At 67.9% G+C, this 24,976-nt stretch carries 19 protein-coding genes; 5 read left to right on the forward strand and 14 right to left on the reverse strand.

From position 1 onward, the window contains the following. Window positions 1-3: 3 nt before the first annotated feature. From AC099J_RS11375 to AC099J_RS11415, 9 genes are all read right to left on the reverse strand, one after another. On the reverse strand, window positions 4-1,536 hold the full coding sequence (locus tag AC099J_RS11375; RefSeq protein ID WP_479615347.1) for a BCCT family transporter: 1,533 nt from the start codon (window positions 1,534-1,536) through the stop codon (window positions 4-6). Between the two features lie 245 nt (window positions 1,537-1,781). After that, entirely contained in the window at window positions 1,782-2,471 is a 690-nt protein-coding gene (locus AC099J_RS11380) for a MarC family protein (RefSeq protein ID WP_479615348.1), read from the reverse strand. 85 nt (window positions 2,472-2,556) lie between these two features. Next, window positions 2,557-3,894, reverse strand: coding sequence for an argininosuccinate synthase (gene argG, locus AC099J_RS11385; RefSeq protein WP_479615349.1), 1,338 nt, complete (start codon window positions 3,892-3,894; stop codon window positions 2,557-2,559). A 176-nt stretch (window positions 3,895-4,070) separates the two neighbouring features. Continuing rightward, window positions 4,071-4,592, reverse strand: coding sequence for a MarR family winged helix-turn-helix transcriptional regulator (locus tag AC099J_RS11390; protein ID WP_479615474.1), 522 nt, complete (start codon window positions 4,590-4,592; stop codon window positions 4,071-4,073). 443 nt (window positions 4,593-5,035) lie between these two features. After that, complete coding sequence (locus tag AC099J_RS11395) at window positions 5,036-5,260, reverse strand: formate dehydrogenase subunit delta (RefSeq protein WP_479615350.1); 225 nt, start codon at window positions 5,258-5,260, stop codon at window positions 5,036-5,038. Beyond that, entirely contained in the window at window positions 5,260-6,096 is an 837-nt protein-coding gene (gene fdhD, locus AC099J_RS11400) for a formate dehydrogenase accessory sulfurtransferase FdhD (protein ID WP_479615351.1), read from the reverse strand. The genes AC099J_RS11395 and fdhD overlap by 1 nt, the downstream gene beginning before the upstream one ends. Window positions 6,097-6,121: 25 nt before the next feature. Next, window positions 6,122-8,992 (reverse strand): formate dehydrogenase subunit alpha, encoded by a 2,871-nt coding sequence (gene fdhF, locus AC099J_RS11405; protein ID WP_479615352.1) that lies wholly within the window; start codon window positions 8,990-8,992, stop codon window positions 6,122-6,124. A gap of 10 nt (window positions 8,993-9,002) precedes the next feature. Further along, the gene (locus tag AC099J_RS11410; RefSeq protein ID WP_479615475.1) at window positions 9,003-10,565 is read right to left on the reverse strand and encodes a formate dehydrogenase beta subunit; all 1,563 of its coding nucleotides are present in this window, start codon (window positions 10,563-10,565) and stop codon (window positions 9,003-9,005) included. A gap of 59 nt (window positions 10,566-10,624) precedes the next feature. Beyond that, window positions 10,625-11,089, reverse strand: a complete 465-nt coding sequence (locus AC099J_RS11415; protein WP_479615353.1) for a formate dehydrogenase subunit gamma — start codon at window positions 11,087-11,089, stop codon at window positions 10,625-10,627. 161 nt (window positions 11,090-11,250) lie between these two features. Here AC099J_RS11415 and AC099J_RS11420 point away from each other — a divergent pair, with 161 nt between their 5' ends. Then, entirely contained in the window at window positions 11,251-12,408 is a 1,158-nt protein-coding gene (locus AC099J_RS11420; RefSeq protein WP_479615354.1) for an ATP-binding protein, read from the forward strand. 104 nt (window positions 12,409-12,512) lie between these two features. Here AC099J_RS11420 and AC099J_RS11425 read toward each other — a convergent pair whose 3' ends face one another. From AC099J_RS11425 to AC099J_RS11440, 4 genes are all read right to left on the reverse strand, one after another. After that, window positions 12,513-13,454: a LysR family transcriptional regulator gene (locus AC099J_RS11425; protein WP_479615355.1), complete on the reverse strand. Its 942-nt coding sequence runs from the start codon at window positions 13,452-13,454 to the stop codon at window positions 12,513-12,515. A gap of 95 nt (window positions 13,455-13,549) precedes the next feature. Then, complete coding sequence (apbC, locus tag AC099J_RS11430; RefSeq protein ID WP_479615356.1) at window positions 13,550-14,641, reverse strand: iron-sulfur cluster carrier protein ApbC; 1,092 nt, start codon at window positions 14,639-14,641, stop codon at window positions 13,550-13,552. A 69-nt stretch (window positions 14,642-14,710) separates the two neighbouring features. Then, entirely contained in the window at window positions 14,711-17,761 is a 3,051-nt protein-coding gene (locus AC099J_RS11435; RefSeq protein WP_479615357.1) for a response regulator, read from the reverse strand. Window positions 17,762-17,805: 44 nt separating this feature from the next. After that, window positions 17,806-18,582 carry a substrate-binding periplasmic protein gene (locus AC099J_RS11440; protein ID WP_479615358.1) on the reverse strand — a complete coding sequence of 259 codons (777 nt, stop codon included), beginning with the start codon at window positions 18,580-18,582 and terminating at the stop codon, window positions 17,806-17,808. Window positions 18,583-18,828: 246 nt separating this feature from the next. Here AC099J_RS11440 and metG point away from each other — a divergent pair, with 246 nt between their 5' ends. After that, entirely contained in the window at window positions 18,829-20,898 is a 2,070-nt protein-coding gene (gene metG, locus AC099J_RS11445; protein WP_479615359.1) for a methionine--tRNA ligase, read from the forward strand. Further along, entirely contained in the window at window positions 20,898-21,107 is a 210-nt protein-coding gene (locus tag AC099J_RS11450; protein WP_479615360.1) for a hypothetical protein, read from the forward strand. Before metG ends, AC099J_RS11450 begins: the two co-directional genes overlap by 1 nt. A 209-nt stretch (window positions 21,108-21,316) precedes the next feature. Here the strand turns inward: AC099J_RS11450 and AC099J_RS11455 are convergent, their stop codons facing one another. Next, entirely contained in the window at window positions 21,317-21,961 is a 645-nt protein-coding gene (locus AC099J_RS11455; RefSeq protein WP_479615361.1) for a TetR/AcrR family transcriptional regulator, read from the reverse strand. 164 nt (window positions 21,962-22,125) lie between these two features. Between AC099J_RS11455 and AC099J_RS11460 the strand changes: the two genes are divergently transcribed. Together AC099J_RS11460 and AC099J_RS11465 are read left to right on the forward strand one after the other, a co-directional pair. Beyond that, window positions 22,126-23,454: an NAD(P)/FAD-dependent oxidoreductase gene (locus AC099J_RS11460; protein WP_479615362.1), complete on the forward strand. Its 1,329-nt coding sequence runs from the start codon at window positions 22,126-22,128 to the stop codon at window positions 23,452-23,454. A gap of 119 nt (window positions 23,455-23,573) precedes the next feature. Continuing rightward, complete coding sequence (locus AC099J_RS11465; protein WP_479615363.1) at window positions 23,574-24,974, forward strand: amino acid permease; 1,401 nt, start codon at window positions 23,574-23,576, stop codon at window positions 24,972-24,974. Window positions 24,975-24,976: the final 2 nt, after the last annotated feature.

Below are 24,976 nucleotides of genomic sequence, written 5' to 3' on the forward strand. Positions count from 1 at the left end.
TGGTCAGCTCCTGGGCGTGGAGTGGTCCACGATCTCGCGCATGCGCCGGCGCAGCGCGCGCTCGCGCCGTTGTTCGGCGTCGTAGTCTTCGCGCAGGCCGCGCACCAGTGCGGTGGCCATCAGCAGGATCACGACCGTGAACGGCAAGGCGAACACGATGGTGGCCGTCTGCACCGATTTGAGCCCGCCCGCCATGAGCAGACTGCCGGCGATGCCGGCCACCAGCTGGCCCCAGGCGATCTTCACGCGGGCGCTCGGGTTCTCGTTGCCGCCGCTGCTCATCATGCCCAGCACCAGCACCGCCGAATCACCCGAGGTCACGAAGAACACCACCACCAGGATGGTGGCGATGCCCGACATCAGCGTGCCCAGCGGCAGCTGCTCGAACATGGTGAACAACGCGGTGGAAACATCGGCCTTGACGGCCGCGGCGATCGGCACGTTCTGCATGATCTCCAGGTTCAGCGCGGTGCCGCCGAACACCGAGAACCACACGAAGGCCGCGATGGTGGGTGCGGCCACGGTGCCGACGATGAACTCGCGTACCGTGCGCCCGCGCGAGACGCGCGCGATGAACAGGCCGACGAAGGGCGACCAGCTCACCCACCAGGCCCAGTAGAAGATGGTCCAGCCGCCGACCCAGCCGCTGTCGCGAAACGGCGTGGTGCGCAAGCTCATGCGCACGAACTCGCTGGCGTAGTTGCCCAGTGTGGTGGTGAAGGTGTCGACGATGGCCACCGTGGGGCCGAGCACGAACACGGCCAGCGCCAGCAAAGCCGCCATCACCAGGTTGAAAGACGACAGCCACTTGATGCCCTTGGTCACGCCGCTGACGGCCGAGATCAGGAACAGCAGCGTGGTCACCGCGATGATGCCCAGCTGCGACGCCTGGCCGACCGGCAAGCCCAGTACCGCATTCAGCCCGCTGTTGATCTGCAGCGCGCCCATGCCCAGCGAGGCCGCCACGCCGAACGCGGTGGCGATCACGGCCAGCACGTTGACGAGCGGCCCGATGCGCTTGAGCGGCGCCCAGGGCAGCGCCTCGACTGCGGTGCTGACCAGCGCCGAGCCACCCCGGCGGAACTGGAAGAACGCAATCGACAGCGCCACCACGCTGTAGACCGCCCAGGGGTGCAGGCCCCAGTGGAAGAAGCTGTAGCGCATGGCGGCGTTGGCGGCCTCCGGCGTGTTGGGCGCAATGCCGGGCGGCGGTGCGCCGTAATGCGAGATCGGCTCGGCCACGCCCCAGAACACCAGGCCGATGCCCATGCCGGCGGCAAACAGCATCGCAAACCAGGCACCGACGGAGAACTCGGGCTCCTCGTCCTCGGCGCCGAGCTTCAGGTCGCCATAACGGCTGAACGCCAGGAACAGCGCAAGCACCACCAGGCCCAGCACCACCCACAGGTAGAACCAGCCGAAGTTGCGCGTGATGACAGCCAGCGCGCCGTCGAACACAACACCCAGATGGGCGGGAGCGAAGATGCCCCACAGGACAATGGCCAGGATGGACCCGGCCGAGACGATGAGCTGCATGCACTCCTCCTCGAGCAGCCGGTTGCCGCCGCGAAGACGGGCGTTGGCACAGGCGACGCGCATGGGCGTCGACGGCCTGGAACCGGCAGATGGTGTGGATGAATGGCGCCGGTGCGGCCCGATGTGGCAGATGGTCCCGCCGCGTCAGAACGCGGCGGCTGTCAGCAAGGGCCGGGACACCGTGACACGGGCGTGCCGCCAATGGGTGCGGCGTTGCCCGGCCAGTGGCCGAAAGGGCACAGATTCTACCCGTTGGCCTCGCGCAACAGCGCCAGCACGAGTTCGTGCACCCCGTTCCAGACGATCTGCACACCCAGGCACAGCAGGATGAACGCCGACAGCCGCAGGAAGATGATCATGCCCGCCTCGCCCAGCGGCCTGAGCAGTTGCTGGGCATAGCGCAACGCCAGATAGACCAGGCCCCCGATCGCCAACAGCGCCAGCACCGCGCCACCGGTGCGCGCCAGCGCCAGCGACAGCCGTGCATCGGCCAGCGACGCGCCGACCGTGATGGCCGCCGTGATCGAGCCAGGGCCGGACGTGAGCGGAAAGGTCAGCGGGTAGAACGCCTGGCGTTGCGCCATTTGCGGTGTGTAGGCCTCGGCCAGCTCGGGGCGGTTGTCCTGGGCTTCCTGCGAAGCGTTCAGCAGCCGCCACGCGCTGGCCGCCACGATCATGCCGCCGCCCACGCGCACGATCGGCAGCGAGATGCCAAAGAATTCCAGCACGTAGACGCCCACCAACATGGCGCCCAGCAACAGCCAGAACACGTTGCGCGCGATGCGCCAGGCGAGCACGGCGCGCGTCCCCGGCGTCGCGCCCTCCGTGAGGCTCAGGAACACCGGCGCCACAGCCGGTGGATTGAGGATGGGCAGCACCGCCGCGAAGGCGAACAGAAAGCCCTTGCCCACCGCGATCAGCAGTTCCAACGTCATGGCGCGCGACCTCGGGGAAGGGTCACGGGGCGGGCTTCATGCTGCGCTCTGCGATCCGGTGCAACCTGGCGCGGCGCGGCCGGGCTCAATCGCCGTGCGAGAGCAGCGGCAGATCGGTATCGCCGCCCTTGCCGAGCAGGCCGACACTGGCGTAGATGCCCAGCTTGTCGCGCGTGTCGGCGATGTCCAGGTTGCGCATCGTCAGCTGGCCAATGCGGTCGGCCGGGGTGAACGCCGCGTCTTCCACCTTCTCCATCGACAGGCGCTCGGGCTTGTAGGTGAGGTTGCGGCTGACGGTGTCCATCAGCGAATAGTCGTTGCCACGGCGCAGCTCCAGCGTGACCTCGCCGGTGATGGCGCGCGCCACCCAGCGCTGGGCAGTCTCGCGCAGCATCAGCGCCTGACTGTCGAACCAGCGGCCCTGGTAGAGCAGGCGGCCCAGCTTGCGGCCGTTGGCGCGGTACTGCTCGATGGTGTCTTCGTTGTGGATGCCGGTGACCAGGCGCTCATACGCAATGTGCAGCAGTGCCATGCCGGGGGCTTCGTAGATGCCGCGGCTTTTGGCCTCGATGATGCGGTTCTCGATCTGATCGCACATGCCGATGCCGTGCCGCCCGCCGATGGCGTTGGCTTCCATGAACAGCTCCAGCGTCGAGGCGAACGTGCGGCCATTCAGCGCGACGGGTTGCCCCTCCTCGAAGCGGATCGTGACGGTCTCGGCCTTGACCGCCACATCGTCGCGCCAGAACGCCACGCCCATGATGGGCTTGACGATGTGCATGCCGGCGTTCAGGAACTCCAGGTCCTTCGCCTCGTGCGTGGCGCCCAGCAGATTCGAGTCGGTGCTGTACGCCTTCTCCACGCTCATCTTGTAGTCGAAGCCGTGGGCGATGAGGTATTCGCTCATCTCCTTGCGGCCGCCGAGTTCGTCGATGAACTGCTGGTCCAGCCAGGGCTTGTAAATGCGCAGCCGGGGGTTGGCGAGCAGGCCGTAGCGGTAGAAGCGCTCGATGTCGTTGCCCTTGTAGGTGCTGCCATCGCCCCAGATGTCCACCCCGTCTTCGCGCATGGCCACCACCAGCACGGTGCCGGTGACAGCGCGGCCCAGCGGCGTGGTGTTGAAGTAGGTGGCGCCGCCGGTGGTCACGTGGAAGGCTGCGGACTGGATGGCGGCAATGCCCTCGGCCACCAGTTGCGGGCGGCAGTCGATCAAACGCGCCTTCTCGGCCCCATAGGCCAGCGCCTTGCGCGGGATGTCGTCGTAGTCGGTCTCGTCGGGCTGGCCCAGGTGGGCGGTGTAGGCGCAGGGCACGGCGCCCTTGGCGCGCATCCAGTGCACGGCGGCACTGGTGTCCAGCCCGCCGGAGAAGGCGATGCCGACGCGCTCGCCTGCGGGCAGGCGGTTCAGGATGGTGGCGGTCATGGGGAGGTGGAGTCCGGGTGTCTGGGGAAGCGCGCGATTTTAGGCGTCTGGCCGCACGCTTGACCTTGTCAACCCATCGCCAAGCGCCACCCCGTCAGACCATGTGATGCCGACGCTTGGGTGCACAACGAAGGTCGGCGGCATCGTGGGCGGCGGGCTCTGCTCCGTGGGCGTTGCTACTCCTCGACGCTGGTCTCGCCCCCATGGGTGCCTGCCCATTCGGCATCCAGCCGCTGCATGTTCTCCAGCATCTTCAGCAGGTAGTGCAGCGTGTGCGTGACGTCATTGAGTGAGAAGTCGGCCAGGATCTGCTCGTAGTAGCCGTGGATTTTGGGCTGGGCCAGCACCTGCCAGACATGGCGGCCCGATGTCGTCATCGTCACAATGCGCGAGCGCCGGTCGTGCACGTCGGGGGCGACGGCCACATGCCCGTCCCGCTCCATGCGGCTCATGAGGCCCGACAGATTCTGCCGGCTCACCATCAGGTAGCGGGCCAGATCACCGACGCTCATGCCGTTTTGCGCCTTCTCGCGCGACAGGGCGCCGAGCACCGCCCATTGCTGGGTCGTCAACCCTTCCTCTTCGACCGCACGTGACCCGGTCTTGTGCAGCATGTTCGCGCATTGGTAGAGTCGAAAGAACAACCTGTTGGCAAGCTCCAGCTTCGCGATCGAGGGGGTTTGACTGGGTTTTTCCATGGGTTCCTGGATGAGGATCACGGCGTGATGCGTGATGTTGCCGTTGGCGATGTGCGTCAACATTTTGACGCACTTGTGAGCGCGACTTCCTGGTAGCTCATTCCAAAGCCGCCTGACATGGCGTCCGGCCTTGCGCATCGCCAGCAACTTGTTGATGCCCGATGAAATCTTGTTGTGGGGATAGCTTCCAGCCCAGTTGATCGACGGCAGCGTTTCGAGGTTCATTGGCAGGCCTTGCAGATCGGGGCGCCTCGGGACAGAACCATGGGGCACACCGCCAGTAGTCGCGTCCGACGCCCCAGGCGGGGCGGATCAGGTGCCCGCAGGTTTTTTGTTGGACCCGCAATCATCACAGCATGGTGGCTGTCCGCTCGACCGACCGAACGGCACCCGACGCGCCAGCCCGCCGAACGCCTGTCAGCGCATCACCCGCAAACTCGCGCTCACACCAAGACGCTACGGTGCCGCACCAGCGCCGCCCGCACGATCTCATGCAACTCTTGCGACTCGCCGCCCTCCACCGCTGCCAGCAGCGCCCGCCGCATCCTCGGCTCCCAGAACTTCTTGATGTGGTCGGCAATGCCGTCCAGCGCCTCGTCGCGCTCGGGCATGGCGGCAAAAAAATCACCGATGCGGTTGGCCATGCGGATCAGGTTGGCGGTGTCCATCAGGCAGGGCTCCAGACGATGCGTTCAGGGTGGGTGTAGGCGCTGAGATCGTCGCCGCGCGCAAAACCGATCAACGTGAGGTTGGCATCCCGCGCCAGGTCGATGGCCAGGCCCGTGACGCCGGAGACGGCCGCCAGCAGCGCGCTGCCGGCGCGCACGGTCTTGCCGGCCATCTCGTAGCTGGCGCGGCTGGTGACGACGATGAAGCCCTCGCCCGCGCGCAGGCCAGCGGTCAGCATGGCGCCGACCAGCTTGTCCAGTGCGTTGTGGCGGCCCACGTCTTCGCGCACCAGCAGGACGTGGCCCTCGGCATTGGCAAAACCGGCCGCGTGCGTGGCGCCGCTGACCGCGCGCAAGGGCTGCAGTCCGTCCAGCGCGCGCATGGCCTGTGACACGGCAGAGGCCCGGAAACGCGCATCGCTGTGCAGCGGTGCTGGCCGCTGGACGGCCTGCGGCAGACTCTCGGCGCCGCACAGGCCGCAGCCGGTGCGGCCTGCGAGGCTGCGGCGCTTGTCCTTCAGCCGCGCGAAGCAGCTAGAGGCGATCTGCAGTTGCACCGTCATGCCACCGCAGCCTTGCACGATCTCGATATCACGCACATCGGCCCGGCTGTCGACGATCTCCTCGGTCAGCGAGAAGCCGAGCGCGAAATCTTCCAGGTCCAGCGGCGTGGCCAGCATCACGGCGTGCGAGATGCCGTTGTATTCCAGCGCGATCGGCACCTCGTCGGCCACGCAGTCGTCGGCATGCAGCGGGCTGCCCTGCGCACGGCCACCGACCACGGGCACGCGCCGCGTGCCTGCCGGGATGGAGATGGGGGCATCGACAGGTTTCATGCACGCAAGTCTCGCACCGGTCCCCTCACTTGCCGAGGATGGCCGCCGGCTCGCTGGCGGCCTTCAGCAAGTCCAGCTGCTCGCGGTTGAACTTCGCATAGTCCTTCTGCCACTCCGACGGTTGCGCCACCGGCATCACCTGCACGGCCGTGACCTTGTACTCGGGGCAGTTGGTGGCCCAGTCCGAGCTGTCGGTGGTGATCACGTTGGCGCCCGATTCGGGGAAGTGGAAGGTGGTGTAGACCACGCCCGGCTGGATGCGCTCTGTCACGGTCGCGCGCAGCACCGTCTCGCCCGCGCGGCTGGCGATGCCGACCCAGTCGCCCTCGCGGATGCCGCGGTCTTCGGCGTCCTGCGGGTGGATCTCCAGCCGGTCTTCACTGTGCCATTGGTTGTTGGGCGTGCGCCGGGTCTGCGCACCCACGTTGTACTGCGACAGGATGCGGCCGGTGGTCAGGATCAGCGGGTAGCGCTGCGTGACCTTCTCGTCGGTTGCCACGTACTGCGTGATGATGAAACGGCCCTTGCCACGCACGAAGTGATCGATGTGCATGGTGGCGGTGCCGGCCTCGTCGGTGTCGGCATTGCAGGGCCATTGCAGGCTGGTGTGCTTGTCGATCTGTGCGTAGCTGACGCCGGCAAAGCTGGGCGTCAGCGCGGCAATCTCGGCCATGATCTCCTCTGGATGGTTGTAGTGCATGGGGTAGCCCAGCGCGTTCGACAGCAACTGCGTCACTTCCCAATCCGCATAGCCGCCCAGCGGCGGCATGACCTTGCGCACGCGCGAGATACGGCGCTCGGCGTTGGTGAAGGTGCCGTCCTTTTCCAGGAACGAGCAACCGGGCAAAAACACGTGGGCGTACTTGGCGGTCTCGTTCAAGAAGATGTCTTGCACCACCAGGCATTCCATGGCCATCAGGGCATCGGCCACATGCTGGGTGTTGGGGTCGGACTGCACGATGTCCTCGCCCTCGCAGTACAAGGCCTTGAAGCTGCCGGCGTGCGCGGCATCGAACATGTTGGGGATGCGCAGGCCCGGCTCGGGGTTCAGCGTCACGCCCCAGGCCGCTTCGAATTGGCCGCGCACGGTGCTGTCGGAAATATGGCGGTAGCCCGGCAGCTCGTGCGGGAACGAGCCCATGTCGCAGCTGCCCTGCACGTTGTTCTGCCCGCGCAAGGGGTTCACGCCCACGCCTTCGCGGCCCACGTTGCCGGTGGCCATGGCCAGGTTGGCGATGCCCATGACCATGGTGGAGCCCTGCGCATGCTCGGTGACGCCCAGTCCGTAGTAGATGGCAGCGTTCTTGCCCTTGCTGGCATACAGCCGCGCGGCGCCGCGCACCTGCTCGGCCGGCACGCCGGTGATGACGGCCGTGGCCTCGGGCGAGTTCTCGGCGCGCGCCACGAATTCCTTCCACTGGCCGAAGGACTTGGCGTCGCAGCGTTCGTCGATGTAGCTATCGGCCAGCAGGCCCTCGGTCACCACCACATGCGCCAGCGCGGTGATCAGCGCGACATTGGTGCCGGGTTTGAGCTGCAGGTGGTAGGCGGCCTCGATGTGCGGCGACTTCACCAGATCGATCTCGCGCGGGTCGACCACGATGAGTTGCGCCCCTTGCCGCAGCCGCTTCTTCATGCGCGAGGCAAACACCGGGTGCGCCGCCACCGGGTTCGCGCCGATGACCATGATCACATCGCTCTGGTCCACCGACTTGAAGGTCTGCGTGCCGGCCGAGGTGCCAAAGGTCTGGCCCAGGCCGTAGCCGGTGGGCGAATGGCACACCCGCGCGCAGGTGTCCACGTTGTTGTTGCCGAACGCCGTGCGCACCAGCTTTTGCACGAGGTAGGCCTCTTCATTCGTGCAGCGCGAGGACGTGATGCCGCCCACCGAATCGCGCCCGTGCGTCGCCTGGATGCGGCGGAACTCGGACGCGGCATGGCCGATGGCCTCTTCCCAGCTGACCTCGCGCCAGGGGTCGGTGATCTTGGCGCGAATCATCGGCTTGGTGATGCGATCCTTGTGCGTGGCATAGCCCCAGGCGAAGCGGCCCTTCACGCAGGAATGGCCTTCGTTGGCCTTGCCGTCTTTCCACGGCGTCATGCGCACGACCTGCGTGCCCTTCATCTCGGCCTTGAAGCCGCAGCCCACGCCGCAATAGGCGCAGGTGGTGGTGACGCTGTGCTCAGCCTGGCCCAGTTCGATGACGGTCTTTTCCTGCAGCGTGGCCGTGGGGCAGGCCTGCACGCAGGCACCGCAGCCCACGCAGTCGCTCTGCATGAAGCTGTCGTCCTGCCCGGCCGACACGCGCGATTCGAAGCCGCGGCCCGAGATCGTCAGCGCAAAGGTGCCCTGCGTCTCTTCACACGCGCGCACGCAGCGGCTGCAGACGATGCACTTGGCGGGGTCGTAGGTGAAGTAGGGGTTGGACTCGTCCTTCTGGTCCTTCAAGTGGTTGGCGCCATCGAAACCGTAGCGCACGTTGCGCAGGCCGGTAACGCCTGCCATGTCCTGCAGCTCGCAGTCGCCATTGGCGGCGCAGGTCAGGCAGTCCAGCGGGTGGTCGGAGATGTACAGCTCCATCACGCCCTTGCGCAGTTGCTGCAGCTTGGGGCTTTGGGTGCGCACCTGCATGCCGGCCTCCGCCGGCGTGGTGCACGAGGCGGGGTAGCCCTTGCGGCCTTCGATCTCGACCAGGCACAGCCGGCAGGAGCCGAAGGGCTCCAGGCTGTCGGTGGCGCAGAGCTTGGGCACGCTGCTGCCTGCGTCCATGGCGGCGCGCATCAGCGAGGTGCCCTTGGGTACCGTGACCTGAGCGCCGTCGATGGTGAGCGTGACTTCTTCGGTCGAGCGGCTGGCCGGTGTGCCGTAGTCGAGTTCTCTGAGATGGTCGAGCATGGGGGTCTCCTCAGGCGGCACGCGCGGTGGGCGCGGCCAGGCCGAAATCTTCGGGGTAGTGGTCCAGCGCCGACAGCACCGGGAATGGCGTCATGCCGCCCATGGCGCACAGCGAGCCGTGGACCATGGTGTCGCACAGGTCGCGCAACAAGACCACTTGCTGCGGCCGCGTCTGCGCCGTGCCGTTCGTGATGCGGTCGATCACCTCGACACCGCGTGTGGAGCCAATGCGGCACGGCGTGCATTTGCCGCAGGACTCGATGGCGCAAAACTCCATGGCGTAGCGCGCCAGCTTGGCCATGTCGGCCGTGTCGTCGTGCACCACGATGCCGCCATGGCCCACGACGGCGCCGACGGCCGCGTAGGCTTCGTAGTCCAGCGGCAAGTCCCAATGTTCCGGTGGCACATAGGCACCCAGCGGGCCGCCGACCTGGATGGCCTTGATGGGCCGACCGCTGGCCGTGCCGCCGCCGAAGCCTTCGACCAGCTCGCGCAGCGTGACGCCGAAGGCCTTCTCGACCAGGCCGCCACGCTGGATGTTGCCGGCCAGCTGGATCGGCAGCGTGCCACGCGAACGGCCCATGCCGAAGTCGCGGTAGAACGCGGCGCCCTTCGCCAGGATCAGCGGGACGGATGCCAGCGTGATCACGTTGTGGATCAGCGTGGGCTGGCCGAACAGGCCTTGCAGCGCCGGCAGCGGGGGCTTGGCGCGCACGAGGCCGCGCTTGCCCTCCAGGCTTTCCAGCATCGCGGTCTCTTCACCGCAAACGTAAGCGCCGGCGGCCTTGCGCACCTCCAGGTCGAAGGAATGGCCCGTGCCCAGGATGTCGGTGCCCAGCCAGCCGGCCGCGCGGGCGTGGGCGATGGCTTGGTTCAGCACGGCAATTGCATGCGGGTACTCGGAGCGCACGTAGACATAGCCCATCGTGGCGCCGGTCGCGATGCCGGCAATGGCCATGCCTTCGATCAGCATGAACGGGTCGCCCTCCATCACCATGCGGTCGGAGTAGGTGCCCGAGTCGCCCTCGTCGGCGTTGCAGCAGACGTATTTCTGTGCCGCCTGGGCGGCGGCCACGGTCTTCCACTTGATGCCGGCCGGAAATGCGGCACCGCCGCGCCCGCGCAGGCCCGAGTCCAGCACCTGCGCCACGACGTCGGCGGCAGGCAGCGCCAGCGCGCGGCGCAGGCCGGCCAGGCCGCCGTGGGCCTCATAGTCGGCCAGCGACAGCGGATCGGTGACGCCCATGCGCGCGAAGGTCACGCGCTCCTGCTGCTGCAGCCAGCGCATCTGCTCGGTGGGGCCGTGACACAGCGCGTGCGGCGCGCCCTGCAGCAGCCCGGCGTCGAGCAGGCCCTCGACATCGGACACATCGACCGGCCCGTAGGCCACGCGGCCCTGGGGCGTGACGACCTCGACCATCGGCTCCAGCCAGAACAGGCCGCGCGAGCCGTTGCGCACGATCTCCACCGTCTGCCCGCGCGCTTGCGCTCCGGCGCGCAAGGCGGCTGCCACGTCGTCGGCACCGACGGCCAGCGCGGCGCTGTCGCAAGGCACATAGAGGCGGACGGGCATGCCAGAACCTTCGGCCTGCAGCACGGCATTGCCAACGCCTGCGGGCAGCGGGCCGGCACTCATGCGCCCACCCCCTGCAGCAGTGCATCGAGCCGCGGCGCCGACATGCGCGCGCGCGGCGCTTCGTCCATCGCCACGGCCGGCGACATCGCGCACAGGCCCAGGCAGTACACCGGCTCCAGCGTGACCGCGCCATCGGCGCTGGTGCCGCCCTCGCCCACCCCCAACCGCTCGCAGGCATGGGCCCACAGCGCGTCCGCCCCCATGGCCTGGCACGATTCGGCGCGGCACACCTGCAGCACATGGCGGCCGGCCGGCGCGCGGCGGAAGTGGTGGTAGTAGGTAATGACGCCATGCACCTCGGCGCGCGAGAGGTTCAGGCCCTCGGCGAGGGCCGGCACGGCGTCGTCGGGCACATGGCCCAACGCATCCTGCACGGCATGCAACAACGGCAACAGCGCGCCAGGCTGCTGCGCGTGCGCCGCCACCAGCCGGTGGACGGTTTGCGTCGATTCTTCTGTCATCGTGGTCTCTTTCGCGCGAAGACGCCCAGTGTCGCGAGGCCCCGTTGCCCGGTCAAATTCAATCGGCACATGGGGTGATTCAAGCTGCGAATGTCCGCACGGCGTCCAGCATCGCCCACTGAATCCTTGTAAATTGTCATGCCCACTGACAAAATACAAGGATGCTGGATCGTCTGCTGCTGCCAACCCTGCAAGCCCGGCTGGCCTTCTACCCCGGCATGGTGCTGCTGGGGCCACGCCAGGTCGGCAAAACCACGCTGGCGCACACCTTGGCGGCGCAGCACCCGGGCGCCCTGCTGCTGGACCTGGAGCGGGCCGGCGACCGCGCGCAGCTGGCCGAGCCCGAACTGTTCCTGGCGCAGCACCGTGAGCGCCTGGTGGTGCTCGACGAAGTGCAGATGCTGCCCGACCTGTTCACCGCCTTGCGACCGGAGATCGATGCGCACCGCCGCCCTGGCCGCTTCCTGCTGCTGGGCTCGGCAGCCGGTGCGCTGCTGCGCCAGCGCAGCGAGTCGCTGGCCGGCCGCGTCGGCTACCTGGAACTGCCGCCGCTGCTGGCGGTCGAGCTGCCGGCCGACCTACAGAGCCTGCAACGGCTGTGGCAGCGCGGTGGCTTTCCGCTGAGCCAGACCGCGCCGGACGAGCAGCTGTCCTATGCATGGCGGCAAGACTTCATCCAGACCTTCCTGCAGCGCGACCTGCCGCAGCTGGGCGTGGACGTGGCGGCCGACCAGCTGCACCGCTTCTGGCGCATGCTGGCGCACCTGCAGGGCCAGCTGTTCAATGCCTCGCAGCTGGCCATGGCGCTGGGCGGCGCCTCGCACAACACGGCCATCCGCTACCTGGGCCTGCTGGTCGACACGATGATGGTGCGCCGGCTGGAGCCCTTCCTCGTCAACACCGGCAAGCGGCTCGTGAAATCGCCCAAGACCTACATCCGCGACAGCGGCCTGGTGCATGCGCTGCTGCACATCGCCAGCCTGTCGGACCTGCAGGGCCACCCCATCGTCGGCGCCTCGTGGGAAGGCTTCGTGGTTGAGCAGGTCGCGGCCCACCTGCCGGCTGGCGCCGAGATGGGTTTCTACCGCACCGCCGCCGGCGCCGAGATGGACATCGTGGTCCAGGCGGGCAACCGGCGCATTGCGCTGGAGGTGAAGTTCTCGTCAGCGCCGACGGTGACCAAGGGCTTCTGGCACGCAGTGGCCGATCTGCAGCCGCACAAGACCGTGGTGGTGGCGCCGGTGGCCCGGCGCTACCCGCTGAAAGATGGCGTGGAGGTGGTTCCGGTATGGGATGTGCCGGGGTTGCTGGCGGGGTGATGGCCCAGGCGTCGGCGCCAGCGCATCCTCAATATGGATGGCGACACTGGCGCACGGCACCCTTGTACGTTGTGCGGCGGCCCTGCCCCCGCACGCGCAGCGTGCTACACCAACCGCCCGCTGTGCCCCGCCGCCACGGCCAGCCACTGGGCCTCGCCCGCCAGCGCCAGTGCCGCCTGCAGCGTGCGCGTGCCGCGTTCGCCGGGTGCCAGCATGAAACCGATCGGCGTGCCCACCTCCGGCCCGGTCAGGGGCAGCGCCTCCAGCCCGCCCTCGCCGCGGATGGTGCCGACCAGCGCGCCCGGCATCACGCTGCAGACCTCGCCAGCCAGCACGGCCAGCGCCAGCGCAGCGATGGAGTTGGTCTCGATGGCGGGGCGCACCGTGGCGCCGGCGGCAGCAAAGGCCAGGTCGACGATGCTGCGGTTGTGCATCTCCGGTGTCAGCAGGCACAGCGGCCCGCGCGCTGCTTCGGCCCAGCCGATGGCCGGCCCGAAGCGCAGGCCCGCCGTGGCGCGGGTGCGCCTGCGCCGCAGCAGAAAGTAATGCTCCGTGTACTGCGGCAGCGCCACCAGGCGTGGCGCGCCGGCTGCCTGCAGGCGGTCCGTGTAACCCAGCCCCAGGTCCAGCGCCAGGCTGTCCAGCCCGGACTCGATCTCCGGTGAACTCAGCGAACGCAGCACCGGCACGATGCCCGGGTGCCGCGCCTGCAGCAGCGCTGCAAAGCGCGCCAGGATGGGCATGGCCGTGGGCACGGCGCCCAGATGCAACCGGCCAGTGGGGGCGTTGGCGGCGCTGTCCAGTTCCTGCTGCAGGCGCTCGCGCTCGTGCAGCATGCGCTGCGCACTGGCCAGCACCAGCGTGCCCTCGGGCGTGAGGCCCGCGTAGCTGCGGCCGCGTTTGACGATGGCCGTGCCCAGCTCCGCCTCCAATGCGCGCAGAGCATTCGACAGCGCCGGCTGCGTGATGTGGCAGGCCAGCGCCGCACGGCCGAAGTGCTGGTGCTCGTGCAGCGCGACGAGGTAGCGCAGCGAGGCCAGGTTCATGGGCGCAAGCCGCCGCCGGGCCGCCCCAAGGTGGCCGACGGGCCCCTCGGGGGGCAACGACGACACGCATCGCGGAGCGTGGGGGCCATGGCCCGTCAGGTGTCCTTGGACACCGTGATCGTCGGGAACTTGGACGAGAAGTCGCGGTTCTTCTGCGCAATCGCCACGGCCACCTGGCGCGCCACGGCTTTGTAGATCGCGGCCACCTCGCCATCCGGCTCGGCCACCACGGTGGGCGTGCCGCTGTCGGCCTGCACACGGATGCTCATGGCCAGCGGCAGCGCGCCCAGGTAGTCCAGCTGGTACTGAGCCGCCATCTTCTTGCCGCCATCGGCACCGAAGATGTGTTCGTGGTGACCGCACTGGCTGCACACGTGCACCGCCATGTTCTCGACCAGGCCAAGGATCGGCACGCCGACCTTCTCGAACATCTTCACGGCCTTCTTGGCGTCCAGCAGCGCGATGTCCTGCGGCGTGGTGACGATCACCGCGCCGGTCATGGGCACGCGCTGGGAAAGCGTCAGCTGGATGTCGCCGGTGCCGGGCGGCAGGTCGACGATGAGGTAGTCCAGGTCCTTCCAGTTGGTCTGGCGCAGCAGCTGCTCCAGCGCCTGCGTGGCCATGGGGCCGCGCCAGATCATGGCCTGGTCCTGGTCGACCAACAGGCCGATGGACATGACCTGCACGCCGTGGCCGATCAAGGGGTCCATGGTTTTGCCGTCGCTGCTCTGGGGCTTGCCCGAGACACCCATCATCATGGGCTGGCTGGGGCCGTAGATGTCGGCGTCCAGCAGGCCCACGCTGGCGCCCTCGGCGGCCAGCGCCAGCGCCAGGTTGGCCGAGGTGGTGCTCTTGCCCACGCCGCCCTTGCCCGAGGCCACGGCCACGATGTTCTTCACGCCGGGCAGCAGCTGCACGCCGCGCTGCACGGCATGGGCGGTGATCTTGCTGGTGACGTTGACCGACACGTTGTCCACGCCCGGCACGGCGCGCGCGGCGGCGATCAGGCGCTCGCGCAGCAGCGGGATCTGGCTCTTGGCGGGATAGCCCAGCTCGACGTCGAAGCTGACGGCGCCGCCCTGCACGCCCAGGTTGCGCAGGGCCTTGGTGGACACGAGATCTTTGCCCGTGTTCGGGTCGACCACCTCTTTGAGCGCCTGCAACAGCGCCTGCTCCGTGACTGGCATCTTGATTGACTCCTTGGGGGCGCGAGTTTAGGCGACGCGCAACAACGCGCCCGCGCTGCCGCGCTGCCCTCAGCTGGCGGGTTGCCAGGCCGCGCGCAACGCCTGCAGCGCCGCGTCGTAGTCGTAGTCCGCCAGCGCCGTGGCGATCAGGGGCGCGGCGTCGGGCAGCAGCGAGGTCAGCAACTGGGCATGGCGCTCCCAATACTCGACCGCGTCGGCGCTGCCTTCACTGAGCAATTCGGCCAGCCGGTCGCAGGCGGCGTGCGCGTCAACCGCCGGCCGTGGGGCCGGCCTGCGGGCCACGGGTGGGGCCGCCAGGTCGGCGTCCAGGGCGGCCTCCAAGTGCGCGACCAGGGGATCCAGCAACGCGGCGGTCTCGGCCAGCGCGGCACCTTGTTCGGCCGGCGGTGCCGGCGCCAGGATGGCGTGTTCCAGCCGCCCGGCCGCCGACTGCAGCGCGCCGGCGCCAATGGTGCCGGCCAGGCCCTTGAGCGTGTGCGCCAGACGGCCGGCCAGTGTGGCGTCGTGCGGCAGCGCCTCGCCGATGCGCCCGGCCATGCCGCGCTGGCTCTGCGCGAAGCGGTGCAGCGCGGACAGGTACAGCGCCCGCTTGCCTGCCATGCGCTGCAGGCCGAGCTGCGTGTCCAGGCCCTCGATGCCTTGCGGCAGCGGCGTGCCGTCTTCAACGCCGCGCAGGTCCAGCCGCGCGGGCGGGCGCTCGGGCCGGGCGACCGGCTCACGCGTCCAGCGCTGCAGTGCGGCCCACAAGTGCGCCGGGTCGATGGGCTTGGTGACCACGTCCACCATGCCGGCCGCGCGGCAACGGTCCAGGTCCTTTTGCATGGCGTTGGCGGTCATGGCGACGATGGACAGGTCGGTGCGGCCCAGCGTGTGGCGGATCTCCACCGTGGCTTCGATGCCGCCCATGACCGGCATCTGCATGTCCATCAGCACCAGGTCGTAGTCGTTTGCGCGCACCTTGTTCACCGCCTCCTGGCCGTTGCAGGCCACCTCGACGACCAGGTCGAGTTCTTCCAGCAGCCCGGTCGCCACTTCCCGGTTCAGCTCGTTGTCGTCCACCAGCAGGATGCGGGCGCCGGCCAGCCGGCGCTGGTGCTGGGGGTCGGGCTCCGACGGCTCATCGGGCAGCTTGGGCGCCGTGCTGCCAGCGTGCACCAGTGCCTCGACCAGATTGCCCAGGCCGACCGGCTTGGCCAGCACATGCACGAAGCCGGCGTCGGTGGCCCCCTGGGTCGGCTCGTCACTGCCGCAGGCAGCCAGCAGCACCAGACGGGGCGCGGGCTGCAGGGCCAGCCGACGCACGGCGCCAGCCGTGGCGATGCCGTCCATGCCGGGCATCTCGGCGTCCAGAAAGATCCACGAGACGCCCTGCCCGGGCGGCTGTTCCCTCAAGGCCCGCAGGGCAGCGGGCCCGCTGCCCACCGCCTGCACCTGCAGGCCCAGCGTCTGCAGCGCGCGCACCAGCGCCTGGCGTGCCTGTGCGTTGTCGTCGACCGCCAGCGCGCGCATGCCGGCAAGCCCGTCGGCCCTGGGTGGCGAGCCGACGCCGCAGGCCAGCCGGGCCGTGAACCAGAAGTTCGAGCCCCGGCCCAGCGTGGACTCGACGCCGACCTCGCCGCCCATCAGCTGTGCCAGGCGCTTGGCGATGACCAACCCCAGCCCGGAGCCGCCGTACTTGCGGGTGGTGGACGTATCGGCCTGCGCGAAGCTGCGGAACAGGGGCGCCATCTGCTGGTCCGACATCCCGATGCCCGTGTCGCGCACCTCGAAGCGCAGCAGCAGCGTGCCGCCCACATCGTCCACCAGGCGCACGCGCACCACGACGTCACCCTGCTCGGTGAACTTCACCGCGTTGTTGCAGTAGTTGATGATGATCTGGCCCAGCCGCAGCGAATCGCCCACCAGCACCCAGGGCACGTCCGGGTCCACGTCGATGACCAGCTCCAGCCCCTTGGAGCGCACCTTCTCCTGCAGCAGCATGACCACGTTGTCCAGCACCGAGGCGAGGGTGAAGCGGGACTGCTCGATCTCCAGCTTGCCCGCCTCGATCTTGGAGAAGTCCAGGATGTCGTTGATCAGCGCCAGCAGGTGCCGGCCCGATTGCTCGATCTTGCGCACGTAGTTCAGCTGGCGCGGATCGGCATCGGCCTTGGCCGCCAGATAGGCCATGCCGATGATCGCGTTCAGCGGCGTGCGGATCTCATGGCTCATGTTCGCCAGGAAATCCGATTTCGCCTGGTTCGCCCCATCGGCCTGGGTCTTGGCATGGCGCAGGTCCTCGGTCATCTGCAGCAGGTTCTGCTGCATGCGGGCCAGCCGGCCCATGACGCTGCCCGCGCTGTCCGAGACGATGGGCTGGGCCAGGTTGCCCTCGGAGACGCGGCCGATCGCGGACTGCACGTCGTCCAGCGTGCCGCCCATGACGCTTTCCAGCCGCTCCACGAAGCCGTTGAAGTTGTGCGCCACGGCGTCGAACTCCTCGGTCTTGCCTGCGGGCAGGCGCAGCGACAGGTCGGCATCGGCAGCGGCGATGTCGCGCAAGGCTTCGCGCACTTCGAACAGCGGGCGCAGCACCAGCAGGCGCAGCGTGAAGTACATCGCCGCGATCAGAGTGAGGTTCAGCGCCAGCGTCAGCACCACGAGGCGCTGCAGTTCGCGCGCCAGGCGTTCGCGGATGGGCGCGTACGTGGTGTGGATCACCACCTGGCCCAGGTTTTCCTGGGTGCCGCCGTTGTCGAATGTCAGCGGGAAGGCATGCGCGGAGTCGGCCTGCACGGCGTCTGCCGCGGCAGACTGCATGCGCCCGCCGCGGTGTGCGCGCAGCACGATCGCCCGTTTGTCGTCCAGCACATCGATCGCCACGATCTCGGGCGGGCCGAGCTCGGAGCCCACGGTCTTTTCGACCTGCGGGTTGTCCAGCCGCCACAGCACCGGCGGCAGGCTGACGGCCAGCCGCGCGGCGATGCCGTCGATCTGCCGGTCCAGCTGGCCCTGCAGCTGCGCGCTGCTGTCCCTGTAGTCGATCGCGCCGAACAGGCCCAGCGCCAGTGACGTGACCAGAACCACCACCAGCAAAAACCGGTGGCGCAGCGAACGCATGCCTGCAAGGCGTTGTGGCCAGCGGTTCGCCACCACGGCAGGTGCTATTGGTCGAACGGAATGTCCATCCCGTACTTCTTGTAGATCGCCCGGAACGCCGGGTCGCGGTGCAAGGTTTCCATTTCCGCATCCCAGATCGTGCGCAGCGCTGCGCCCTTGGGCGTGTCGGCGAAGGCCAGGTACAGGCCCAGGTGCATGACAAACTCCATGCGGTAGGCGGACATGTCGACCTTCGCGTCGCGGATGTGGTCGGCCAGATCGGATTGGGCGCCGATGAAGAAATCGACCCGCTTGCGCTCCAGCATGCCGAACGCGCTGCCGATGGTGTCGACCTCGGTCGGCTGCATCGGCGCCTTGATGTAGCGGTCCAGCCCGAAATCGCGCAGCCAGGCCACTTTGCGGTTGGCCAGAGAGCTCTCGTCCTTGAACGGCGCGGCGGCATCGGCGCGGTAGACGACCATCTGCGCGTTGCGGTCGAAGTGCCACTTGGGGTAGAGCGGGAAATCCTTCTCCTTCATGAACGAGGCCACCCATGCATCCACCCGCTTGTCGCGCACCATGGCCACCGTGCGGGCGTACGGCATGATTTGCGTGCTGACCTGCACCCCCGCGCGGGTGAAGACAGCGCGGATCAGGTCGAAGTACAGGCCAGTGCCGTCCTTGCGGGTGAGGTCGTGCCAGGTGTCCGACGCCAGCGTGATGTCTTTGGGTTTGGCCGGGCCGCTCTGGCCGAACGCGCTGCCGATCGCCCCCAGGGACAAGAAGGCGAGCAAGGCGCGCCGCACGGTGGCTGGCGCGGCTGCGTTCAGTGTCTGGGCCATGGCACTCTCCAGTGGCAACTCGGTGGACCAACGGCCAGGTTCAGCCAGGCGTTGCGCCGATGGCAGAGCACGGGACGAACCTTGGCTACCACGGCAGATCGTAACAAAGCGGGACCAAATCAGGCCTCGAATTTGTCAAGTTCTAGACCGAATGAGCGCCGGCCAGGCTGGCACGGCGTGGGCCCGAGGGCAGGTCACCGGCCCCGCACACTCCTAGAATCCAAGGCTCTTCTGCCCGCGCCTCTCATGACCCAACGCAAACTCTTCGTCACCACCGCCCTGCCCTACGCGAACGGCAAGTTCCACATCGGCCACATCATGGAGTACATCCAGGCCGACATCTGGGTGCGGCACCAACGGATGCAGGGCGCGCAAGTGGACTTCGTGGGCGCCGACGACGCGCACGGCGCGCCGATCATGATTGCGGCCGAGAAGGCTGGCCAGACGCCCGAGGCCTTCGTCGGCGCCATCGCCGCCGGCCGTCAGCAGTATCTGGACGGCTTTCATATCCGATTTGACAACTGGCATTCCACGCACAGCCCGGAGAACACGGAACTGGCCCAGGCGATCTACCGCGATCTGAAGGCGAACGGACTGATCGAGACGCGCACCATCGAGCAGTTCTTCGACCCCGACAAGGGCATGTTCCTGCCGGACCGCTACATCAAGGGCGAATGCCCCAAGTGCCACGCCAAGGACCAGTACGGTGACAACTGCGAGGTTTGCGGCACGGTCTACGCGCCGACCGATCTGATCGCGCCCTATTCGGCGCTGTCCGGCGCGCAGCCGGTGCTGAAGAACTCCGAACACTTCTTCTTCAAACTTTCGGACGCTCGCTGCGTGGAGTTTCTGCAGGACTGGACGCAGAACGGCCGGCACGTGCAGAGCGAGGTGGCGAACAAGGTCAAGGAATGGTTCACCGTGCGGACCAACGCCGACGGCAGCACCAGCGAGGGCCTGGGCGACTGGGACATCTCGCGCGATGCGCCCTACTTCGGCATCGAGATTCCGGACGCACCGGGCAAGTACTTCTATGTGTGGCTGGATGCCCCCATCGGCTACCTGGCTTCGCTGAAGAACCTGCTGGACAAGACCGGCCGCGACTACGCCGCGCACATGGCCGACCCGTCGCTGGAGCAGGTGCACTTCATCGGCAAGGACATCGTGACCTTCCACACGCTGTTCTGGCCGGCGATGCTGAAGTTCAGCGGCCGCAAGACGCCCGACAAGATCTGCGTGCACGGCTTCCTCACCGTCAACAACGGCGAGAAGATGAGCAAGAGCCGCGGCACCGGCCTGGACCCGCTGAAGTACCTGGACCTGGGCATGAACCCGGAGTGGCTGCGCTACTACCTGGCGGCCAAGCTGAACGGGCGCAACGAGGACATCGACTTCAACCGCGACGACTTCATGGCGCGCGTGAACGCCGACCTGATCGGCAAGTTCGTGAACATCGCCTCGCGCGCGGCCGGCTTCCTGTCCAAGCGTTTTGACGGCCGGCTGGGCGAGGTGCCGCCCGAGGGCCGCGCGCTGCTGCAGTTGTTGCAGGACGAAGCCGCCCCGCTGGCCCAGCACTACGAGGTGCGCGACACAGCGCGCGTGGTGCGCGAGGTCATGGCGCTGGCGGACCGCGTCAACGCCTACATCGATGCCAACAAGCCCTGGGACCTGGCGAAGCAGCCCGATCACACCGCTCGGCTGCAGGAGGTCTGCACGGTCTGCATCGAGGCCTTCCGCCTGCTGGCGATCTATCTGAAGCCCATCTTGCCGCAGGTGGCGGCCGAGGTGGCCCATTTCCTGATCGTGCCGCCCGAACAGTTCAGCGACGCGGCGCTCCTGCTGGGACCGGGCCACCAGATCGGCAGCTACCAGCACCTGATGCAACGCGTGGACATCAAGCAGCTGGACGCCCTGTTCGAGCCGCCCGCTGCGGCCGAGCCCGAGCAGCTGTTGCCCGGCGGCGAGGAGATCGCCCCCACCATCGGCATCGACGACTTCGCCAAGATCGACCTGCGCATCGCCAGGATCGTGGCCTGCGAGAAGGTCGAGGGCTCGACCAAGCTACTGCGCCTGACGCTGGATGCCGGCGAGGGCACGACCCGCAATGTCTTCAGCGGCATCGCCAGCGCCTACCAGCCCGAGCAACTGGTCGGCAAGCTGACGGTGCTGGTGGCCAACCTGGCGCCGCGCAAGATGAAGTTTGGCATCAGCGAAGGCATGGTGCTGGCCGCCAGCCACGCGGACGAGAAAACCCAGCCCGGCATCCACGTGCTGGAACCCTGGCCCGGCGCACAGCCAGGCATGCGGGTGCGGTGATGACACGCGCCGCCGTCATCGCCGCCCTGTGCAGCCTGCTGCTGGGCGGGTGCGCCGTGGTCACGGTCGCCGGTGCCGTGGTGGGAGTGGGTGCCACGGTGGTCGGCGTGGCGGCCGACGTCGCTGTGGGCACGGTCAAGCTGACAGGCAAGGCCGTGGGCGCGGCGGTGGATGCGGTGACGCCGACGTCTACGCCCACGGACGAATAGCTGGCTCTCCTGGCGGCCTTGGTTGGTTCAGGCTCGCTGCCAAGCCTGTGGGCGGCGGGCCGAGGCCACCGGGTGGCCCCTTCCGCGAATGTCCCCCGGTCCGCGCTGGGCGCGTACCTCCACTTTATTTCGCTGCAGGGGCCACCCGATACCCTCGGCCCTGTCGACGGCGCGTCGTGCTGACCGGTTGAGCGCAGGAACCTCGCCCTTCAATGTGCATGGTGCACGCAAGCCCCGACGATCAATTCGGCCAGCACCACCAAGCTGCCTTCCTTCTCCGCCGCATCGACCGTGAACAGCTCCTGCACGGCCGCGCCACGCAGCGATGAGAACACCACCGACGCCACGCCTTGCCGGTGCGGGTGCGTGAGCAGTTCGGGGAAGGCCGTGAAAAACTGGGTGTAGAAGCCCCGGTCGACCTCTTCGCGGTAGTTTTCGATGCGCGCGAACAACGAGGGGATGGCCTTGCAGCCGAAGAACAGGCTCCAGGCCGTCTGGTAGTTGGGCGCGCCGAAGATGTGTTGCCAGGCGCGCTCGACGAACTGCTGCGCGCGCTCGGGCAACGGCAGCGCCGGGTCGGGCCAGACGCCGCCCTGGTCGCCCAGCGGCGCCATCACCTCGGCCACCAGGTGCTCCATCAACACGTCCCGGCTCTCGAAATGGTGCTGCAGCGCCCCCATGCTCACCTCGGCACGCCGCGCGATGGCCTGAAGCGTGGCGCTCTTGAAGCCCTCCTCGCGCAACAGCGTCAGCGCGGCGTCGATGATCTTGCGGCGGGTGACCTCCACACGCTCGCTCTGCGGTGTGCGCACACGGGTTTCGTCCAAAGGTGTGCTGCTGCGGCGGAGGGTCATGCACAAATAATAAATTGATATGGAGGCGGCGCCCGCAAGCCCTTCGCGCATATCTGCTTTCCAAAAGCTTGTCCATAGGGCTAACTACTAAACAATAATAAGTTATTGATACTGCACAATTTCCGGACTCGCCCACAAGGCGCCACCCCTTCCGGAAACTACCCATGCCCCGCGATATCGACCGCTTGCCCATCGACGACAACACCAACGGCTGGAGCGCCCTGCTCGCCCCGCGCCAGCCAAGCGCGCCGTTGCAGCAGGACCTGGAGGTGGACTTTCTCGTCATCGGCGCCGGGTATGCCGGCCTGGCCGCCGCACGGCAGCTGGCCAAACAGGAGCCGCACGCCAGCATCGCCGTGGTCGATGCCGGCGTGGTGGGCGAAAACGCCTCGGGCCGCAACTCCGGTTTTGCCATCGACCTGCCGCACAGCTCGGCCCCATCGGATTCCGCCGTCGAAGAGGGCCGCCGCGTCATCAAGGTCAACCGCTTCGCCATGGACGCGCTGGAACGCCTGGTGACCGAGCACCGCATCCAGTGCGACTGGGCGCGGCGCGGGCGCTACCACGTGGCCGTGACCGACGAGGTCGCGGCAGACGCGCTCAAGCCCTACACCCGCAACCTGGACGCCTGGGCCGAGCCCTACGCCTACCTCGACCGCGATGCGCTGCGCAAGCGGCTGGGCACCAGCTACTACGCAGCCGGCGTCTACACCCCCGGCACGCGGCTGCTGAACCCTGCGGCGCTGGTGCGCGGCCTGGCCGACAGCCTGCCGGAACAGGTGCAGCTGTACGAGAACACGCCGGTGGTCGAGGTCGAACTGAAGGGCGCCAACCCCTATGTGCGCACGGCCCAGGGCCGCCGTATCCGCGCCGGCCGCGTGATCCTGACGGTCAACGCCTATTCGCAATCCTTCGGTGTGTTCCGCGAGCGCCAGGTGCCGGTGCTGCTGTTCGCCAGCCTGACGCACCGCCTGAACACGGCGCAGATGGCCCAACTCGGCACGGAACCGATCTGGGGCGTGACACCTGCGCACGGCGTGGCCGGCTCCACCGTACGTCTGACGGCCGACAAGCGGCTGATGATCCGCCAGGGCTTCGAGTATTCGCCCACGCTGCGCACGGACGACGTGCGGCGCGACGAGGCCCGCGCCATGAACCTGGAGCTGCTGCGCCGCCGCTTCCCGCAGCTCGGCGCCATCGAGCTGGAGCACTTCTGGATGGGTTGGCTGGCGGTCTCGCACAACCACGCGCCGGCCTTCGACCAGATCGGCCCGCAGGCGTGGGCTGCCTCGTGCTGCAACGGCTCGGGCATCGTGCGCCACACGGCGGCCGGCATGCTGATCGCCGACCACGCGCTGGGCCACAAGAACCCGCTGATCGACGACTTCCTGGTCCAGGGCACGGCCAACTACATCCCCCCGCGCCCGGTGCGCGATGTCGGCGTGGGCCTCACGCTGGCCTGGGACATGTGGCGCGGCAAGGCCGAACAGTAATTCCCCCCACGGGGGCCACAAGCCCCCGGCAACCACCCCCACCCCTTGACCCGAGGAGACGACTCCATGACCCACCCGTTCGCCCCCTGCGCTACGTGCGCACACAGGAGCACCACGCCATGACCCCCACCACCAACGGCCATCTGGAGCGCAAGCTGCAGAGCCGCCACATCCAGCTCATCGCGCTGGGCGGCACCATCGGCACCGGCCTGTTCCTGGGCTCCGCCGGCATCATCGAGATGGCCGGCCCATCCGTGCTGCTGGGTTACGCGATCGCCGGCGCGCTGATCTTTCTGATCATGCGGTTCCTGGGCGAGATGCTGGTCGAGGCGCCCAACGCCGGCTCGTTCAGCTACTTTGCCAACCGGCACCTCGGCCGGTTCGCAGGCTTCCTGTCGGGTTGGAACTGCGTCGCGCTGTACGTGCTGGTCGGCATGCTGGAACTGACGGCGTGCGGCAAGTTCATCCAGTACTGGTGGCCCGAGATCCCGACCTGGGCCACGGCCGCGGTGTTCTTCGTGGTGATCAACGCGGTGAACTTCATCAACGTGAAGGCCTACGGGGAGTTCGAGTTCTGGTTCGCGCTGATCAAGGTCGTCGCCGTGGTGGCCATGATCGGCACCGGCATCTACCTGCTGTCGACCACCAGCAACCCGACGCAGAGCGTCAGCAACCTGTGGACGCACGGCGGCTTCATGCCCAACGGCATCTCGGGCCTGGTCATGTCGCTGGCCTTCATCATGTTCGCGTTCGGCGGTGTCGAGATGCTGGGCTTCGCAGCGGCCGAGACCGAGCAGCCGCGCAAGGTGATTCCCAAGGCCATCAACCAGCTGGTCTGGCGCGTGCTGATCTTCTATGTCGGCTCCATGGCGGTGCTGCTGTCGCTGACGCCCTGGACGGACCTGGTCGCGCAGCTCAAGGCCGGCGGCGACACCTATAGCAACAGCCCCTTCGTGCTGGTGATCTCGGGCATCGGCCAGAACCTGGCGGCTCACGTGTTGAACTTCGTCATCCTGACGGCCACGCTGTCGGTCTACAACAGCATGGTCTATAGCAACAGCCGACTGCTCTACGGCATGGCCAGTGAAGGCAATGCGCCCAAGTCGCTGATGCAGGTCAACAAGCGCGGTGTGCCGGTGCGCGCCATCGTCTACCCGGGCATCGCCACCGGCCTGTGCGTGGTGTTGAACTACGTGGCGCCCGATGGGCTGATCGAGCTGCTGATGTCGCTGATCGTCGCCGCGCTGGTCATCACCTGGGTCGTCATCATCGTCACGCACCTGCGCTTTCGCCAGGCTGCGCGCAGCAGCAACCTGCAGCTGGCGTTCCGCGCGCCGTTCGCACCGGTGTCCAACTACATCTGCCTGGCCGCCATGGCGCTGGTCATCGGTGTGATGCTGCTGACGCCGGCCATCCGCGGTTCGGCGCTGGCAATCCCGGTGTGGATCGGGGCGCTGTATGCGGCCTATCGGTTCGTGACGCCGCCCCAGGCCCTGCAACCCATGCAGCAAGTCGCCTGAGG

It is taken from the genome of Rhodoferax sp. RT4P68, from assembly GCF_056521305.1.

Excerpts from the sequence above, each read along its gene's own strand:
- AC099J_RS11375 (WP_479615347.1), bottom strand. The coding sequence starts at position 1,536 with ATGCAGCTCATCGTCTCGGCCGGGTCCATCCTGGCCATTGTCCTGTGG.
- AC099J_RS11380 (WP_479615348.1), bottom strand. The coding sequence starts at position 2,471 with ATGACGTTGGAACTGCTGATCGCGGTGGGCAAGGGCTTTCTGTTCGCC.
- argG (WP_479615349.1), bottom strand. The coding sequence starts at position 3,894 with ATGACCGCCACCATCCTGAACCGCCTGCCCGCAGGCGAGCGCGTCGGC.
- AC099J_RS11390 (WP_479615474.1), bottom strand. The coding sequence starts at position 4,592 with ATGGAAAAACCCAGTCAAACCCCCTCGATCGCGAAGCTGGAGCTTGCC.
- AC099J_RS11395 (WP_479615350.1), bottom strand. The coding sequence starts at position 5,260 with ATGGACACCGCCAACCTGATCCGCATGGCCAACCGCATCGGTGATTTT.
- fdhD (WP_479615351.1), bottom strand. The coding sequence starts at position 6,096 with ATGAAACCTGTCGATGCCCCCATCTCCATCCCGGCAGGCACGCGGCGC.
- fdhF (WP_479615352.1), bottom strand. The coding sequence starts at position 8,992 with ATGCTCGACCATCTCAGAGAACTCGACTACGGCACACCGGCCAGCCGC.
- AC099J_RS11410 (WP_479615475.1), bottom strand. The coding sequence starts at position 10,565 with ATGCCCGTCCGCCTCTATGTGCCTTGCGACAGCGCCGCGCTGGCCGTC.
- AC099J_RS11415 (WP_479615353.1), bottom strand. The coding sequence starts at position 11,089 with ATGACAGAAGAATCGACGCAAACCGTCCACCGGCTGGTGGCGGCGCAC.
- AC099J_RS11420 (WP_479615354.1), top strand. The coding sequence starts at position 11,251 with ATGCTGGATCGTCTGCTGCTGCCAACCCTGCAAGCCCGGCTGGCCTTC.
- AC099J_RS11425 (WP_479615355.1), bottom strand. The coding sequence starts at position 13,454 with ATGAACCTGGCCTCGCTGCGCTACCTCGTCGCGCTGCACGAGCACCAG.
- apbC (WP_479615356.1), bottom strand. The coding sequence starts at position 14,641 with ATGCCAGTCACGGAGCAGGCGCTGTTGCAGGCGCTCAAAGAGGTGGTC.
- AC099J_RS11435 (WP_479615357.1), bottom strand. The coding sequence starts at position 17,761 with ATGCGTTCGCTGCGCCACCGGTTTTTGCTGGTGGTGGTTCTGGTCACG.
- AC099J_RS11440 (WP_479615358.1), bottom strand. The coding sequence starts at position 18,582 with ATGGCCCAGACACTGAACGCAGCCGCGCCAGCCACCGTGCGGCGCGCC.
- metG (WP_479615359.1), top strand. The coding sequence starts at position 18,829 with ATGACCCAACGCAAACTCTTCGTCACCACCGCCCTGCCCTACGCGAAC.
- AC099J_RS11450 (WP_479615360.1), top strand. The coding sequence starts at position 20,898 with ATGACACGCGCCGCCGTCATCGCCGCCCTGTGCAGCCTGCTGCTGGGC.
- AC099J_RS11455 (WP_479615361.1), bottom strand. The coding sequence starts at position 21,961 with ATGACCCTCCGCCGCAGCAGCACACCTTTGGACGAAACCCGTGTGCGC.
- AC099J_RS11460 (WP_479615362.1), top strand. The coding sequence starts at position 22,126 with ATGCCCCGCGATATCGACCGCTTGCCCATCGACGACAACACCAACGGC.
- AC099J_RS11465 (WP_479615363.1), top strand. The coding sequence starts at position 23,574 with ATGACCCCCACCACCAACGGCCATCTGGAGCGCAAGCTGCAGAGCCGC.